This is a genomic window from Candidatus Zixiibacteriota bacterium, assembly GCA_036397555.1.
Classification (GTDB): Bacteria; Zixibacteria; MSB-5A5; order WJJR01; family WJJR01; genus DATKYL01.
In genome coordinates, this window is the sequence record DASWIS010000008.1 from 185,774 (window position 1) to 200,783 (window position 15,010).

The 15,010-nt window shown below is 60.5% G+C and carries 15 protein-coding genes and 2 tRNA genes; 13 read left to right on the plus strand and 4 right to left on the minus strand.

What is annotated here, in order from left to right; all coding sequences use genetic code 11:
- Positions 1-11 precede the first annotated feature (11 nt).
- The gene (locus tag VGB22_02295) at positions 12-650 is read right to left on the minus strand and encodes a DUF2953 domain-containing protein (GenBank protein ID HEX9750111.1); all 639 of its coding nucleotides are present in this window, start codon (positions 648-650) and stop codon (positions 12-14) included.
- A gap of 148 nt (positions 651-798) precedes the next feature.
- Here VGB22_02295 and VGB22_02300 point away from each other — a divergent pair, with 148 nt between their 5' ends.
- The 4 genes from VGB22_02300 (at position 799) to VGB22_02315 (ending at position 4,058) form a co-directional block, all read left to right on the plus strand.
- Positions 799-1,584, plus strand: coding sequence for a hypothetical protein (locus VGB22_02300; protein ID HEX9750112.1), 786 nt, complete (start codon positions 799-801; stop codon positions 1,582-1,584).
- A 409-nt stretch (positions 1,585-1,993) separates the two neighbouring features.
- Positions 1,994-2,998 carry an amino acid--tRNA ligase-related protein gene (locus tag VGB22_02305; protein HEX9750113.1) on the plus strand — a complete coding sequence of 335 codons (1,005 nt, stop codon included), beginning with the start codon at positions 1,994-1,996 and terminating at the stop codon, positions 2,996-2,998.
- Positions 2,999-3,124: 126 nt separating this feature from the next.
- Positions 3,125-3,568: a large conductance mechanosensitive channel protein MscL gene (gene mscL / locus VGB22_02310; protein HEX9750114.1), complete on the plus strand. Its 444-nt coding sequence runs from the start codon at positions 3,125-3,127 to the stop codon at positions 3,566-3,568.
- 121 nt (positions 3,569-3,689) lie between these two features.
- A complete protein-coding gene (locus VGB22_02315; protein HEX9750115.1) occupies positions 3,690-4,058 on the plus strand; it encodes a hypothetical protein in 369 nt (122 codons plus the stop codon).
- A gap of 14 nt (positions 4,059-4,072) precedes the next feature.
- Here the strand turns inward: VGB22_02315 and VGB22_02320 are convergent.
- Together VGB22_02320 and VGB22_02325 are read right to left on the minus strand one after the other, a co-directional pair.
- A tRNA-Leu gene (locus VGB22_02320) sits at positions 4,073-4,158 on the minus strand.
- Between the two features lie 110 nt (positions 4,159-4,268).
- A tRNA-Lys gene (locus VGB22_02325) sits at positions 4,269-4,340 on the minus strand.
- Between the two features lie 200 nt (positions 4,341-4,540).
- On the opposite strand from VGB22_02325, the gene lpdA reads away from it, so the two are divergent.
- From lpdA to VGB22_02345, 4 genes are all read left to right on the plus strand, one after another.
- The gene (lpdA, locus tag VGB22_02330; protein HEX9750116.1) at positions 4,541-5,947 is read left to right on the plus strand and encodes a dihydrolipoyl dehydrogenase; all 1,407 of its coding nucleotides are present in this window, start codon (positions 4,541-4,543) and stop codon (positions 5,945-5,947) included.
- Positions 5,948-6,089: 142 nt separating this feature from the next.
- The gene (locus tag VGB22_02335) at positions 6,090-6,380 is read left to right on the plus strand and encodes a nucleotidyltransferase family protein (protein ID HEX9750117.1); all 291 of its coding nucleotides are present in this window, start codon (positions 6,090-6,092) and stop codon (positions 6,378-6,380) included.
- On the plus strand, positions 6,377-6,712 hold the full coding sequence (locus VGB22_02340) for a HepT-like ribonuclease domain-containing protein (protein ID HEX9750118.1): 336 nt from the start codon (positions 6,377-6,379) through the stop codon (positions 6,710-6,712). Before VGB22_02335 ends, VGB22_02340 begins: the two co-directional genes overlap by 4 nt.
- 144 nt (positions 6,713-6,856) lie before the next feature.
- Complete coding sequence (locus tag VGB22_02345; GenBank protein HEX9750119.1) at positions 6,857-7,672, plus strand: alpha/beta hydrolase; 816 nt, start codon at positions 6,857-6,859, stop codon at positions 7,670-7,672.
- A 16-nt stretch (positions 7,673-7,688) separates the two neighbouring features.
- Here the strand turns inward: VGB22_02345 and VGB22_02350 are convergent, their stop codons facing one another.
- The gene (locus VGB22_02350; GenBank protein HEX9750120.1) at positions 7,689-8,579 is read right to left on the minus strand and encodes a hypothetical protein; all 891 of its coding nucleotides are present in this window, start codon (positions 8,577-8,579) and stop codon (positions 7,689-7,691) included.
- Positions 8,580-8,758: 179 nt separating this feature from the next.
- Between VGB22_02350 and pdxS the strand changes: the two genes are divergently transcribed.
- The 5 genes from pdxS to ccsA all read left to right on the plus strand — a co-directional run bounded on the left by pdxS (position 8,759) and on the right by ccsA (position 14,944).
- On the plus strand, positions 8,759-9,637 hold the full coding sequence (gene pdxS, locus VGB22_02355; protein HEX9750121.1) for a pyridoxal 5'-phosphate synthase lyase subunit PdxS: 879 nt from the start codon (positions 8,759-8,761) through the stop codon (positions 9,635-9,637).
- 152 nt (positions 9,638-9,789) lie between these two features.
- Entirely contained in the window at positions 9,790-10,464 is a 675-nt protein-coding gene (gene pdxT / locus VGB22_02360; protein ID HEX9750122.1) for a pyridoxal 5'-phosphate synthase glutaminase subunit PdxT, read from the plus strand.
- Positions 10,465-10,569: 105 nt separating this feature from the next.
- Entirely contained in the window at positions 10,570-11,481 is a 912-nt protein-coding gene (lipA, locus tag VGB22_02365) for a lipoyl synthase (GenBank protein HEX9750123.1), read from the plus strand.
- An 8-nt stretch (positions 11,482-11,489) separates the two neighbouring features.
- Positions 11,490-12,668, plus strand: coding sequence for a flavodoxin-dependent (E)-4-hydroxy-3-methylbut-2-enyl-diphosphate synthase (gene ispG / locus VGB22_02370; GenBank protein HEX9750124.1), 1,179 nt, complete (start codon positions 11,490-11,492; stop codon positions 12,666-12,668).
- Between the two features lie 11 nt (positions 12,669-12,679).
- Positions 12,680-14,944: a cytochrome c biogenesis protein CcsA gene (gene ccsA, locus VGB22_02375; protein ID HEX9750125.1), complete on the plus strand. Its 2,265-nt coding sequence runs from the start codon at positions 12,680-12,682 to the stop codon at positions 14,942-14,944.
- The last annotated feature ends 66 nt before the right edge of the window (positions 14,945-15,010 follow it).

Below are 15,010 nucleotides of genomic sequence, written 5' to 3' on the forward strand. Positions count from 1 at the left end.
CTCCCTGAGCGTCAGGTCGTCCTGGTCCGCCTCATCCGCCAAATGCCGCGCCATGGCAGTGTGGCCACGGCACGGGCGACATGGATGAGCGGTGTGAGCGGAATGACCCGCCAGACCAAGTCGGCCTCTCCATGAAATGTGGCACGGTCAAAAGTGCCCCGAAGTTCCCATTCTAACTGCGGCCAGCGCCGCAGAATCATGCCGCGCGCCGCGTACAGATACCCGATGGCCATCCCGGTCGTTGCCGGATCACCGGTTCCGACCGCCATGGCGATGCGCCCCCGCTCCAGCCGCCATGCCCGCAGCAGCCGTCCGGCCAACCGCAAGGCGACGCGTGTAATTTTCAAGAGAACCGGACGATTCTGCCGCGCCGATTCGATTCGTTGAGACAGCGTCCGAACGGGTTTCTTGAGTCCCGGCTTCTTCGGGCGAGCCCCTTTTTCGCGTACGGCCCCAATCGGGGTGCTGGAGACCTGCCATCCGAGGATGGACACAATCCTCTGTCCACCGATAACCGTCACCGTCAGACCGAACCACGATACCGCCACCCGCACACCGCCAATCGTCGTGAACCGCAGCCGTACGGGGGAAAGTACCGCGACCGCCATCACGGCTGCAAACGCGAGCAGCATGCATCCCAATAGAGTCATCAGCACCTATCCCCGATCATCGACGATTATTCCCAATATAATGTTTCGGCAGACTGGACGTGGCCCGCAGCCGTCAAATCCCCGCTCAGACCGGGCAAGGTCGCGTCCGATATAAGAATCAAGAAGGCGTAACGGTCCGGGGAGCGCTATGAAGGCTATCATTCGTTTCAGCAATGCGATACTCTGTTCGCTGGGCATCTTGCTGATCGCCTATGGGTGTCCCAGTTCACCAGACGGCAACGGCAATGGGATCGCCGATTACGAGTTGTGGGTCGTGCTGGAAAAGAATCTGGACGCCAACAGTGATAATTTGAGCGTGGAGTTTCGACACGACGGCGATCCGGTGTCGGGCGGCAGTGTCTCGGTCGCCGGCGACCCGATCATTACATTCGACAACAATGGCAACGCGCAGAAGTCATACTCCCTCGGCCAGTGGACGACCGGCGCCTGGATTCATATCATTGCGCGCGATTCGACCGGGGCCGCGGTCTATCGCGATTCGATCGTGATCCCCAGCGAGTTTTTGGTCAACGTCTTCCCGGAAGATCAACCCTGGCGTCCGGGCCAGACGCTCCCGCGCATCGAGTGGGGCACCTCGATCATGGCGACCAACTACGCGATTTCAGTCAGAGCGCGCACCGCCGGCAACGCGCCGCGCGGTTTCGCCGAATACTATCAGTCAGCGCAGGCGCTCTCACAAACATTCCAGCAGAGCGTTTTCAGCGACATTTTTGACAATGTCATTCCCGATATGTACGACATCCACGTTGTGGCATCATCTCCCAATTTCATTGAGCCATCGACCGCGCACGCATATCGGACGCCCGATTTCGACGATATTCCGCAGCCGATCGATGACGACGATGTCACCGGCGCGATCGCGGCGCTGTGTGTCGCCGAGCGGGTCACCGTTTCGGTCGAGACCTTACAGTAGTGGTTGAAGTGCGCGGGTTCGCGGCGACTTTTTTAGATTCGATGAAGTTTTGGGCTTGACAACCATCCCCGGAATCAGCACATAGGCCACGGCCGACACGGTTGTTGTTACTCGGCACTGTCTTCGAAATGTTCGTTTTGCGAGTATAGGATATTCCGAGAGGGGGGCCTTCGGCGGTTCCAGCGAGCCGGGGACCCAGGTGAGGCAAGAGCACAGACGCATGCCAGATTCGCAAATCGGCGCTTTGCCAGTCCCGGGAATCGGGACGCGCCGTCCGGTTTTTTGAAGTTACGTCCCGCTTCGGCGGGACGTTTTTTTTGCGTGATGCGCATGAGATAACTACTGCTTCTCCCACCATTCACCGTCCCCCCGTGCCGTGACGCGAGGGGCTTTGCTACGGGAGGTTTTAGTGAACAAGAATCAGATTTACGACCGCGTCCTCAAGGCGCTGTGGCAGTGGACCATCGAGAAGGACTATCAGTTCCGTCCCACGCCGCGCATCGTCACCGCCACCGGCGCCTGCGAGAATGTCGACACGCTCTGGGAGGTGACCGCCGAGAGCGTTCCGGGCACTTACTTTTTCGCGCAGACCGGGCAGCTCTATCTCGAAATGGGTCTGGCGGAAGTGCCGCGCGCGTTTACCGTCGGTTCCTCGGGGCGCGCCGAAGCGGAGATTGACTCGCGCCACCTGCGAGAGTTCACGCTCTTCGAAGTCGAAGGACGCGGCGGGTTCGAAGATCTGGTCGCCACGATCCAGTCGCTCTTCGGCGCGATCGACAAAGTCTCGGCGTCGTGGGGAGCCGATCCGATCGCCTCGCGTCTGAAACTCATCAGTTACAGCGAGGCGCTGGAGATTCTCGGCTTGGGCAGCAGCCACTGGGGCGAAGACTTTTCGCACGCGCAGGAACTCAAGCTGTGCCAGGGTGGCCCGGTGCTCCTGACGCATCATCCCGATCCGCAGCCGACACACGGTCCGGCGCCGAAACTGGAGAAATTCTTCAACATGAAGCCCGCGCCGTCGCACAACGGCGATCGTCCCACCGTGCAGTCGTGCGATCTGCTCTTGCCGATTTCCGGCGAGTCCCTGGGCGGCGCGGTTCGCATCCACCAAAGCGAGGTCCTGCGAACCCGTCTGCAGCGATCCGGCATGTTCGCCACACTGACACGCCGCGGGCTGGGACTGGCGCAGTTTTCCGACTATCTCGGCCACATGTCCGAGCATGGCCACACCATCGGCGAGCACTACGGATTCGGGGTCGGGATTGATCGCGTCGTGCAGTATCTGATGAGCGCATCGGACATTCGTGACGCCGCTGGATTCCTTGTCGGAATGGATGCCGACATGGCCGCCGATTCGGCGGAGTTTGTCCCGGCCGCCGTTGAGTCGGCCGAACCGGCTTATGCCGACGCATAATTGTCGTTGATCCGAGAGTGGGGTTGTAACCGGCGCGTCCCGTACACTGCGGGGCGCGTCGTCTTTTTGGGTCTCGCATCAATGCGGTGTCATTGTATTTTGACCGCAAACCCGGAGGGATCGACCATGATCAATGAATTCAAGAAGTTCGCCATGCGCGGAAACGTTCTCGACATGGCGGTCGGCATCATCATCGGGGCCGCGTTCGGGAAGATCGTCTCGTCGTTTGTATCCGACGTGCTGATGCCGCCGATCGGCCGTCTGATGGGCAATGTCGACTTCAGCAATCTGTTCATCACCCTCTCCAGCGGCAGCTATGAGTCGCTGGAGGCCGCCAAAACCGCGGGTGCGGCGACGCTTAATTACGGAATCTTCATCAACACGATCATCGATTTCCTGATCGTCGCGTTTGCCGTGTTTCTTCTCGTGCGCGCCGTCAACCGACTCAAGCAGAAGGAAGAGGCGCCGGCCGCGCCGACGACGAAGGACTGCCCCGAATGCCTGTCGAAGATTCCGATCAAAGCGAAGCGCTGCGCGCAATGCACAGTCGTTCTGGCGACCGCCGGCTGAGTCCGGCCGGTTTTTGACAGCGCGTTGGGATTAGCCCTTGTATGGGGCCGCGGTATCAGGCGATCATCGGGGTGAGGTCGTCGGACTTGCATTGGTTTGACACGATACCAAGGGAGCGCCCATGTTTCGCGTAGGATACCTCGAAGGAACCGATCCGCTATTCCTCAATGAGCTGGTCGCGCGTGAGATCGACACCATTCCGCTCGGCAACGGTGTCGACAACCACGGCAAGTTCATCGGCCACATCACGCGGGCCGACCAGATCACGGTCGTGGTCGGCTATCTGCACAAGGTGATGCCGCTGGCCGACTCCGGGCTCTCCGCCCTCGACATCATCCACTCCTGCAAGGTGCACCGGATCCCCACGCTGATCATCGCGCAGAAGGCGCTGCATGCCAAGGCCGAGAAGGCCTTGGGCGACGCCGGCGATCATATCACGCTGGTCGATCCCGCCGACCTGCGCAAAGAACTCGACCGCGTGCTGGGATAGCCCTTTCGGGCTAATGCGAAAGGGGGGAGTCGAACCCCCATCCCGAGTTCACGGGACCGGATCCTAAGTCCGGCGCGTCTGCCAGTTCCGCCACTTTCGCATAGTGGAGTCTAATTCACGTCCTGAAAAGAATCATGTGCGTGAATTGTTGCACGTCAATCTGCGTCTTTGTGGAGTGCGTCCGCGCGAGATGAACGAGTCGGTACTCAGTGAGGGTGGATGGGATCGAACCATCGGCCACCTGCTTAAAAGGCAGATGCTCTACCACTGAGCTACACCCCCACCAATCCGCCGTAAAGTATCCCGCCCGACACCCGGCAGTCCAGCCCTAACACGCCCGCAGCGTGCGACTTCGCCGCCCTCGAATGGGGACCTTCGGCGTCTTGACTTGCCCCATTGGCGGCGGTTGCTTGTCCCGAGCGCGTCGGGGGATTTGCTTGTTGGCGGTTGGAATGCGTGACGATGACTGAAGAGGAGTGACGATGGAATTTGACGTTTGCGTGATCGGCGCCGGGCCGGGCGGATATGTCGCCGCGATTCGCGCCGCGCAACTGGGACTGAAGACCGCCATCATCGAACGCGCCAAAGCGGGCGGCATCTGCACCTCGTGGGGGTGTATCCCGTCGAAGACCCTGCTGCACGGCGCGGGCATACTCACCGCGATCCGTCACGCGTCGGAGTTCGGCATCAGCGTCGCCGAGCCGAAAGTCGACCTCAATAAGCTGCGCGCCAAAAAAGATGACGTGATCAAACGGCTGGTCGGCGGCGTCGAACTGCTGCTGAAGAAAAACGGCGTCGAGTGGATATCCGGGGAAGCACAATTCGAGTCGCGATCGCGTGTGACGGTCAAACACGCCGATGGCAAGTCGTCGTCGATCAACGCAAAGAATTTCATCATCGCCACCGGCGCGCGCCCGGTCGAACTGCCGCATTTGAGGCCGAACGGCAAGACGATCATCACGTATTTCGAGGCGCTCGAAGTCGAGGATGTGCCGAAAGAGTTTGTCGTCATCGGCGGCGGCGCGATCGGTCTGGAAATGGCCGAGGTCTATGCCGCGCTCGGATCGAAGGTCACCGTCGTCGAGATGATGCCGCAGGTGCTGCCGGGATTCGACTCCGACCTGACGCGCGGCGCGGCCGATGCGCTCAAGAAGTCGGGGGTCACGGTTCTCACCGGCACGAAAGTATCCGCCGCAGCGCAGGAAAAGTCGGGCCGCTGGAAACTGACGCTCGAGATGTCTGCGGGGAAAACGTCCGATCCATTGATTGCGGATAAAGTACTGGTCGCAGTCGGTCTGCGCCCCAATTCCGACAATCTGAATCTTAAGGCGCCCGGCGTGGCGACCGATCCGCGCGGCTACATCTCTACCGACGAACAGATGCGCACCAGCATCCCCAATATTCTCGCCATCGGCGATGTCACCGGACGCCTATTGTTGGCGCACAAGGCCTCGCGCGAGGGGCATGTCGCCGCCGAGGTCTGCGCCGGGCACAATGCCGCGATGGATTATCGCAGTGTGCCGGGCACGGTCTTCTTGCATCCGGAAATCGCGACTGTCGGTCTCTCCGAGCACGAGGCGAAAGAACAGGGGTATGAGGTCGCCATCGGCAAGTTCCCGCTGACCGCGCTCGGACGTGCAGTCGCGACCGGGGCGATGACCGGATTTGTCAAAACAGTCGCCGACAAAGCAACCGACCGCCTCTTAGGCGTGCACATCGTCGCGCCGACCGCGGGCGATCTGATCGCCGAGGGCGCATTGGCTCTCTCGATGGATGCCACCGCCGAGGATTTGGCGACCACGATCCATGTCCACCCGACCTTCTCCGAAGCGCTGATGGAATCAGCGGCCGCCGCCCGCGGCGAAGCGGTGCATATGGTGAAACTGTAGTGTGCTGTCATTCCGAGCGAAGCGAGGAATCTCCTATACGGTATTGCCTCCAACGGCGCGAGACTCGGAGATTCCGCTTGTGGTGAGCGAAGTCGAATCACGCTTCGCCGGGAATGACATCCGACGTATCATTCACGCTGTCATGGGCATCGACGATCTAATCAAAGACAAGCGCGAGCAAATTCTGCGCATCGCCGCCAAGCATGGCGCGACCAATGTGCGCGTATTCGGCTCCTTCGCGCGCGGCGAAGCCGGACCCGACAGCGATGTAGATTTTCTGATCGATCTCGAACCGGGACGCAGCCTGCTGGACATGAGCGGTCTGCTGATTGACTTGCAGGACCTGCTTGGCAGGAAAGTCGATCTCGGCACGGATCGCAGTCTGCGCCCGCGCATCAAAGAGAGAGTTCTGCACGAGGCACGCCCTATATGAGAAGGGACCGTGACCGGCTACAGGATATCATAGAGGCGATCGAAGCCATCGAAAAATATACCGCACGCGGGAAGGACAACGCACTTGGTGATGAGCTGGTCAACGTCTGGATAGTTCATCACCTTCAGACAATCGGGGAAGCGGCTCGTCTGTTGTCACCGGAGCTGAAGGAACAGCGTCCCGATATACCGTGGTCCAAAGTCGTGGGAATGCGCAATCTTCTGGTCCATGAATACTTCATGGTCGACACCGAGGCGGTCTGGATGGCTGTCGAGCGGGATCTTCCGTCGCTCAAGGGGGCAGTGACAAGTCTATTGAGCGAATTGCCCTGACGGCGAAGCATTGATGGAATCGTCCGCCCGCCGCCAGTGGCGAAGCGGTGCACATGGTGAAACTGTAGAATCGCACTTCCACGACTTACGTGCTTCATACCGAGTATGCAGGTCGAGGTCAACGGGACTCGGATTTGGTTCGATGTGGACGGGCCGTCACTGGTTCCGGCGGGCGCCGGGATGTGCGAGCGCCCCGTGGTGTTGTTGTTGCATGGGGGGATGGGATACGATCACACCTACTTCAAGCCCGATTTCCGCCGTTTGACAGATGTTGCGCAGATTGTTTATCTCGATTTCCGCGGAATGGGCCGTTCGGCCGAGGCCGACCCTGAGTCCTGGGATTACGAGCTGCTTGCCGATGATCTCCGCGCGTTCTGCAATGCGCTTGGAATCGTCAAACCTATCGTCTTTGGCCACTCGATGGCGGGCCCGGTGGCCATGCTGTTTGCCGGCCACTATCCCGATCATCCCGGTGGTCTGATTCTGCAATCGTGCATGGCACGATTTGATCTCGATCGTGTAGTAGCCGGCTTTCGACGGATTGCCGGAGATGAGGTCGCTGCGATCGCCAGACGTTTCTATCGCGGCGATTCATCGGTGACGATGCAGGAGTGGTCGCGCTGTCGAACGGCATTTGGGCCGTGGTCACCCGACGAACAGGTTCGCGCGAGAATTCAATTGCATCCTGAGCTGGCTGCCGTCGGAATGATCCGACTCTGCACGTTGAATATCACCGATCAACTCGGGAAGATTTCCTGCCCGACGTTGGTGTGTGTCGGAGATCGCGACCCGGTCACACAACCGGACGACGCTCGGGAAATTGCCGACGCCCTCACCTGCAGTGACAAGCGACTACGGGTGCTTCAAGGCGGCGGGCACTTTCTCTGGAAGGATGTGCCGGATTCTTACTGGCCGTTGATCCAGGGGTTTGTTGTAGAAGCGAACCCGACGAAGAAATGAATAAGTTCCAAGATCATCACCACTCCCGCTCCAGATATTCTCGCACCACCATCGCCGTGTTCCAGGCGCAGGCGTACTCGAGCGCTTTCCAATGGCCGACGTCGGTCGGGCTGAGGTTGCCGGTTGGAAAGATGAAGCAGGATTGCACCGACGCGACCGGGATGCTGTGACGTTGCGCCACGCGGATCACGCCCGCTGCGGTCGAATCGACCAGCGACGCCTGTTCGGCGCCGTGCATCTGCATGCGCGCCTGCGGTGAGTCTTCAAATCCGTGCAGCGAGAACCCGACGCCGTCGTCGTAGATCTCCGGCAGACGGCGCTCGACCGAACGCAGCCGAAACGCGATCAGTTGTGCGGCGGAATCCAGCCGCGCGTGCAACGCCGAATCGATGGCCAGATCAAGAACCCCGGGCTTGGCGCCGACCTGTTCTGTCCCCAGCAAGACCGTATCCACATTCTGCTCCGACCACCGATTGACCCTGTAGTAGGCGCGCCATGATTTGGGAATGACCACATCGCCCAGGAGGTAGGAAGGATCGCTGCCGACACCCAGGCCGACGTGGATGATTTCAATCGGCTGATAGGTGTCGATCATAAATTGTGTGACCGCTTCGGCGTCGGCAATCCCATGCACCCCGGTCATACCGGCATACTGGCCCAGCCAGCCATAGACGAGGCGCCGTCCGTTGGCGGTCGTGTCGGTGCGGATGTTCGCCCACTCGAAGAAAAAGTCGCCGATTTGCGGGTTATCGAACAGCACGACCACGGTGGGTTGCTTCTCTTCGGGAACGGCGGGCTGATCCGTCCTTGTGGCTTCGGACGCGGATTGGTCCGAACTGTCCGAGCGACACGACACCATCGATATCGAAATTACCAGTGTCAGGACCAGTTGCGGGTACGCTGCCATGTGTCGTGCAAAAGTGCGTCGCAAGGGAGACCTCCAACGTATCAGGGTCGGGATACTCTTCTGCGGGGCAATGGGTCTTCGGTGAAGCATTTGCCTTTGCCCGTAAGCCCCGGTAGATTACCGGATTGGCCGGCTTGTCCCGTGCGTAGCCACGGGCGCAAAGCGATAAGGAGCATACGATGAACGCTGATGACAAACGCAAAATAAAGATCGGACTGGCGGAGATGCTTAAGGGCGGGGTGATCATGGATGTCACCAACGCCGAGCAGGCGCGCATCGCCGAGGACGCGGGGGCCTGCGCCGTGATGGCATTGGAACGCGTGCCCGCCGACATCCGCGCCGAGGGCGGCGTGGCGCGCATGGCCGATCCGGCGAAGATCGAAGAGATCAAAGAGGCCGTCACGATCCCGGTTATGGCCAAGTGCCGCATCGGGCATTTTGCCGAGGCGCAGATTCTCGAGGCGCTCGAAGTGGATTTCATCGACGAGTCCGAAGTGCTGACTCCGGCGGATGAGAGCCATCACATTGCCAAAGATCAGTTCCGGATTCCGTTCGTCTGCGGCTGCCGCGATCTGGGAGAGGCCCTGCGCCGCATTGGCGAGGGCGCGGCGCTGCTGCGCACCAAGGGCGAAGCCGGCACCGGTAACATCGTCGAGGCGGTCCGTCACATGCGCGCGGTGCAGGACGGCATTCGTCGGCTGACTGTGCTCCCGAAAGAAGAACTCATGACCGAAGCGAAGAATCTGGGAGCACCCTATGATTTGGTCTGCTGGGTTGCCGAGCACGGGCGCATCCCGGTGCCCAACTTTGCCGCCGGCGGCATCGCCACGCCCGCGGATGCGTCGCTGATGATGCAGTTGGGGGCCGAGTCGGTCTTTGTCGGATCGGGCATCTTCAAGTCGTCCGATCCGTCGCCGCGCGCGCGCGCGATTGTCCTGGCGACGACGCATTACAACGATCCGATGCGGCTCGCCGAGGTCTCCAAACATCTGGGCGATCCGATGCGCGGAATCGAGATCGCATCGATTCCCGAAGAGCAGTTGTTGCAGGTACGGTGATCGTGGGGGCGGCCCTTGGGCTGACCACGGGCCGCAGGCCCGAACGATATTTGTCTCGCGGCCCACTTATCGCTTCGGATTGACGTCAGCTCAAGCGCTGACCGGCACGGGAGTGCGCACAAGCTGTTGCACGCGGAGTGTTGTTTGGCCAGATGACATCCACCACTTCCAACATCACAATCTCCCACGCTTCGGGTGGATCGCCGATGCGCGTGGCGGCGGATCGTCGTGTGCCAACGCGCCTGAAGGTCGGTTTGCTGGCGCTGCAGGGCGACTTCGAACTTCATCGGAACATGGTTCGCGGACTTGGACACGCACCGACTGACGTAAGGACAGTTGCCGAGTTGGACCGCATCGATGCACTGATCATGCCCGGCGGTGAATCGACCACGATGCGCAAACTGATGGCCGGTGAAGATTGGTTCGGCGCGTTGCGGCGGTTTGCTTCGCAGCGTCCGATTTTCGGTACCTGCGCCGGGCTGATTCTGCTGGGGCACTTGCAGAATGGCCAGCCACGGGAGACAACGCTCGGATTGATCGACTGCGATGTCACGCGCAACGCTTACGGACGACAGTACCAATCGTTCCGACAAGTCGGCGAAATCAATCTTGGATTCGGTGCCCGGCCGCTGGAGATGGTGTTGATCCGCGCACCACGCATCACAAGGGTCGGTAAGGATGTCACGGTTCTGGGAACACTCGACCGTGAGCCGACATTGGTCAGGCAGGGGAGTATCCTGGCGGGGACATTCCACCCCGAACTCTCAGGAGACGATACCGTACACCGGTACTTTTTGACAGAGATGACAGAACGTGTGAGCGGGTAATCGCTTCGGTTGCATCAAGTTGGCACATGCCACTCACGCCGCCATCCGTGCCGAATTCGATTCCAAATCTCGGAGTATCCTCGTAGCATTAGAACGATGTCGGCCGTGAGCGAACAGATCGGACTTCTCTACAACGCGCCCAAGCCCGCGTGGCTGCGCACGAAGGCGACCTTCACGCCGGAGTATCTGCGTGTCAAAGGCGCGCTGCGATCCAACCAGCTGCACTCAGTGTGCGAAGAGGCGAATTGCCCCAACATCCGCGAATGTTTTTCGCATGGCACCGCGACCTTCATGATCTTAGGCAACATCTGCACCCGCGGTTGCCGATTCTGCGATGTGATCAAGGGTAAACCCCTGGGATATGACCTCGACGAGCCGCGCCGATTGGCCGAGGGGGTCGCCCAGTTGGGACTCAAGCAGGTCGTGATCACCTCGGTTAATCGCGATGATCTGCCCGATGGCGGCTCTTGGGTGTACGCCGAGACAATTCGCGAACTGCGCCAACGCGATCCGGACGTCAAAATCGAAGTCTTGATCCCCGACTTCGACGGGATCATGGAGAATGTCGACCGCGTGCTCGATGCGTGTCCCGATGTGCTCAATCACAACACCGAGACCGTGCCGCGTCTGTACTCCTTGGTGCGTCCCCGCGCCGAAGTGGGCCGATCACTGGCCATTCTGCGTCGCGCCGCTTCGCGCACCCCCGCGCCCATCGTCAAATCGGGAATCATGGTCGGGTTGGGGGAGACCCGCCAAGAATTGCATCACGTCATGCGCATGATTGTCGACACCGGCTGCCGGATTCTCACTGTCGGACAGTACCTGCGGCCATCCGAAGTACACCTGCCGGTGATCAAATACTACGAGCCCGACGAATACAAAGAACTGGCGCATGACGGTGAGGCAATGGGGTTTGCACATGTTGAGGCGGGACCGCTGGTGCGCTCGTCGTATCATGCATTCGATCAGGTTCAGAAAATGGAAGCATCGTTGGCCGCAACGCATGCGGTGGCGTGAGATGCGTCATGCAGATACCCGTCGCGACCATACCAACGACGCCCGTTGAAGTGAGAGACTCGCGTCCCGATGAGCGCCCCTGGGGCGTTTTGCCGCGTTCTTCGACGCGGTGCGTGACAGTCGGCGGTGTCCCTGTCGGCGGTGGCGCGCCGGTGGCGGTGCAGTCGATGTGCGACACCGATACGCGCGATGTCGCCAAAACAGTCGCGCAGATTCACGACATGGAAGAGGCGGGATGCGAGATCGTCCGTGTCGCGGTGCCCGACAAGGCCGCGGGCGAGGCGATCGCGAAGATTCGTCCGCAAATCGGCATCCCGCTGGTCGCCGACATTCACTTCGATTGGCGGCTGGCAATCCTCGCCGCCGAGAAGGGCGCCGACAAACTGCGCATCAACCCGGGCAACATCGGCGGCAGGCAGAGGATCGCCGAGGTCGTTGCCTGCGCGAAGGATCGGGTGCTGCCGATTCGCGTCGGCGTCAACCAGGGCTCCATCGAAAAGGACTTACTGGACAAATACGGCGGCAACAATCCCGATTCGCTCGTTGAATCGGCTCTGCGCAATGTCGCGATTCTTGAGGAGCACGGTTTTCAGGACATCATTCTGTCGCTGAAATCCTCCAATCCCGGCGAAGCGATCGCCGCCTACCGTTCGGTCTCGCAGAAGTGTCAGTATCCGCTCCATTTGGGGGTCACCGAAGCGGGTCCGGAGAAAACCGGCACGCTCAAATCGGCAGTCGCGATGGGCACGCTGTTGGCTGAGGGGATCGGCGATACGATTCGTGTCTCACTGACCGGCTCCAAAACCGCCGAGATCGAAGCGGCCTATGGCATCCTGCAAGCCCTGGGCTTGCGCCGTCGCAGTCCGGAATTGGTGTCGTGCCCGTCGTGCGGACGGATCGAAATTGATCTGATGTCGTTGGTCGATGAGGTTCAACAGACGTTGAAACAGTTGAAGACGCCGCTGAAAGTGGCCGTGATGGGGTGTGTCGTCAATGGCCCCGGCGAGGCGCGCGATGCCGACTGGGGCATTTTCGGCGGCAAGGGTGTATACCTGTTGACGCGCAAAGGGGAGTTGGTCGAACGATTCACCGACCGTGAGGCGGCCAAAAAGGCGCTGACGAGCGCCCTCATGGAATCCGACGCGAACGCACAGAGCACGTCCGTGGCATTGACCGCCGTTTCTTAGGAGACCGTATAATGGAAATACTCGGGAAGAGCGCAATCTGGCTGGCAACGTTCGGCGTCGCCGTCGCCATCATCTTCAACTGGCTCGGTGAGCGCTGGGTCGGCCAGGCGCGGTTGGCGTTTCGCGCCGGGGCGATCGCCATCGTCTCGGCCCTGTCGCTGCTGTTGCTGCTCATCCTCACACACCGATTCGAGTTCATGTATGTGCGAAACTACTCGTCGACCGATCTTCCGTTGTACTACCTGATTGCCACACTCTGGGGGGGACAGGAGGGCACGCTCCTACTGTGGATCTTCTATGTGTCCCTGTTGGGACTGCTGCTCATGCGCACGGCGCGACAGTTCGAGCGCGTCTCGGTCTCGGTCGTGGGGCTGTTTATCCTCTCGGTTCTGGTCATCCTGCTTAAACGCAGTCCGTTTGCCACCAGTGCAGCCGCTCCCGCCGAGGGGGCCGGCCTCAATCCGTTATTGCAGGACTTTTGGATGACGATTCACCCCCCGATCATGTTCCTGGGATTCGCGCTGGTTGTGTTTCCGTTCGCACTCGCCATCGCCGGCTGGGTGCGCGGAGAATACAAAGCATGGGCGCCGCACGCGTGGACCTGGCTACTGGGCGCCTGGTGCACACTCGCCACGGCGTTGGTCATGGGTGGTTACTGGGCCTACAAAGTTTTGGGATGGGGCGGTTACTGGGCATGGGACCCGGTCGAAAACTCCTCGCTGATCCCGTGGTTGTTTGCCACCGGCGGAATCCATTCGCTGGTGATGTTCAAGAAGAAGAACTCGCTGGGACGTTCGGCCTACCTGTTTTCCATCCTGCCGTTCCTTGCAGTGCTCTATGGCTCATTCCTGACCCGCTCGGGCGTGCTCGGTGACTTTTCAGTCCACTCATTCCTCGATCTGGGGATCAATTCGTATCTCATCGCGTCGCTCGGTGTCTTCCTGACACTTGGATTCGGTGTGCTGGCCTGGCGCGGACGCCACGTGCGTTCGACCGTTGCCTACGGTTCGATGGCCACCGTCGACTTCTGCGTGTCGGTCGCCGTGCTATCGCTATTGGTTGCCGGGGCGCTGGTCCTCATCGGTATGTCGACGCCTCTGTGGACCCGGCTGTTCGGGCCGCCATCGAACGTGACTTTGCGCTACTATTTCCTCGCCACCACTCCGATCGCGTTGATACTGTTGCTGTCGCTTTCCATTTTTCCGTTCATGAAGTGGATCAAGCCGTCGAAGCCGTTCATCTCGCCGCAGGCCGCGTATCCGTATTCGTTCGCGATGATCGTCGGCGCGGTTGCAATTATCCTCGGCGTCACCGAGCCGCTGTACCTGGCGCTGTTAATCCTTGGCGCGCTCGCGGCCGCCTCCAACACCTGGCTCATTGTCGAACGCTGGCGGCAAGTTCGACGCATCCCTGGCGCGTATGTCGCCCACGTCGGCCTTGCTTTGATCATTGTCGGCGCGGCCGTCTCGACCGCGTACGAGACCAAGGAACAGGTGCCGCTGCCTCTGGGTCAGCCGGTGGAGACATTCGGCTGGGTGTTTACCTATCAGGGCAAGGACCTGGATGTCGCCGACGGCAAGACGCCATTTCACATTCTCGTCGAGGAACCCGGCACAGACAACGCGTACATCGCTTCGCCCCGTCAATTTGAGCTGCCGTACGGCAAAGGGGTCATGCGCAAACCCGCTGTCAAGAAGTTCTGGGGTCACGATCTGTATATCTCACCGATGGATGAGGTCGGCGGTGAGGGTGCCGGTGAAGTCGCGACCGCCACACGCGGGCAGACTCAGTCGGTGGGCGGGTTCGACATCACCTTTCTCGGATTCGAAATGGGAGAGCATGGCGAAGGGGCGATGACACACGTCAGTTGTCCCTTCGAGATCGTCGGCGACATGGTCACCGACACGATCGTGCCGGCCATCGTTGCGGATGTCTCCGGCAGCATGTCGGAGGTCCCGGCGATCTTCGGCAACGGGCGCTACGCGCTGGCGGTCGAACGGATCGACGCCACCAATGCCGCCGTGCAACTGCGATTCGTCGATCGCGAGAATCCTCACGTCGAGCCGCCGGTGTTTTGGGTGGAGATCGCCGAGAAACCGCTCATCAATTTGTTCTGGGCGGGCACGACGATCATGGTGTTCGGCGGCTTGCTGGCCCTGCGCAAACGGGCGCGGCAATTGGATGAGCCCCCGACCGCAACAGCCGCTTCAACTCCGCCCAAGGTCGCGCGATCTGCCGCTCAGACGTATCGTCCGGCAGTAGTACCCCGGCAGTAGATTTCGTTGATATGCGGAAATGGAACCGGCGGCGTCAATGACGCCGCCGGTCGTGTCTGCGGACAA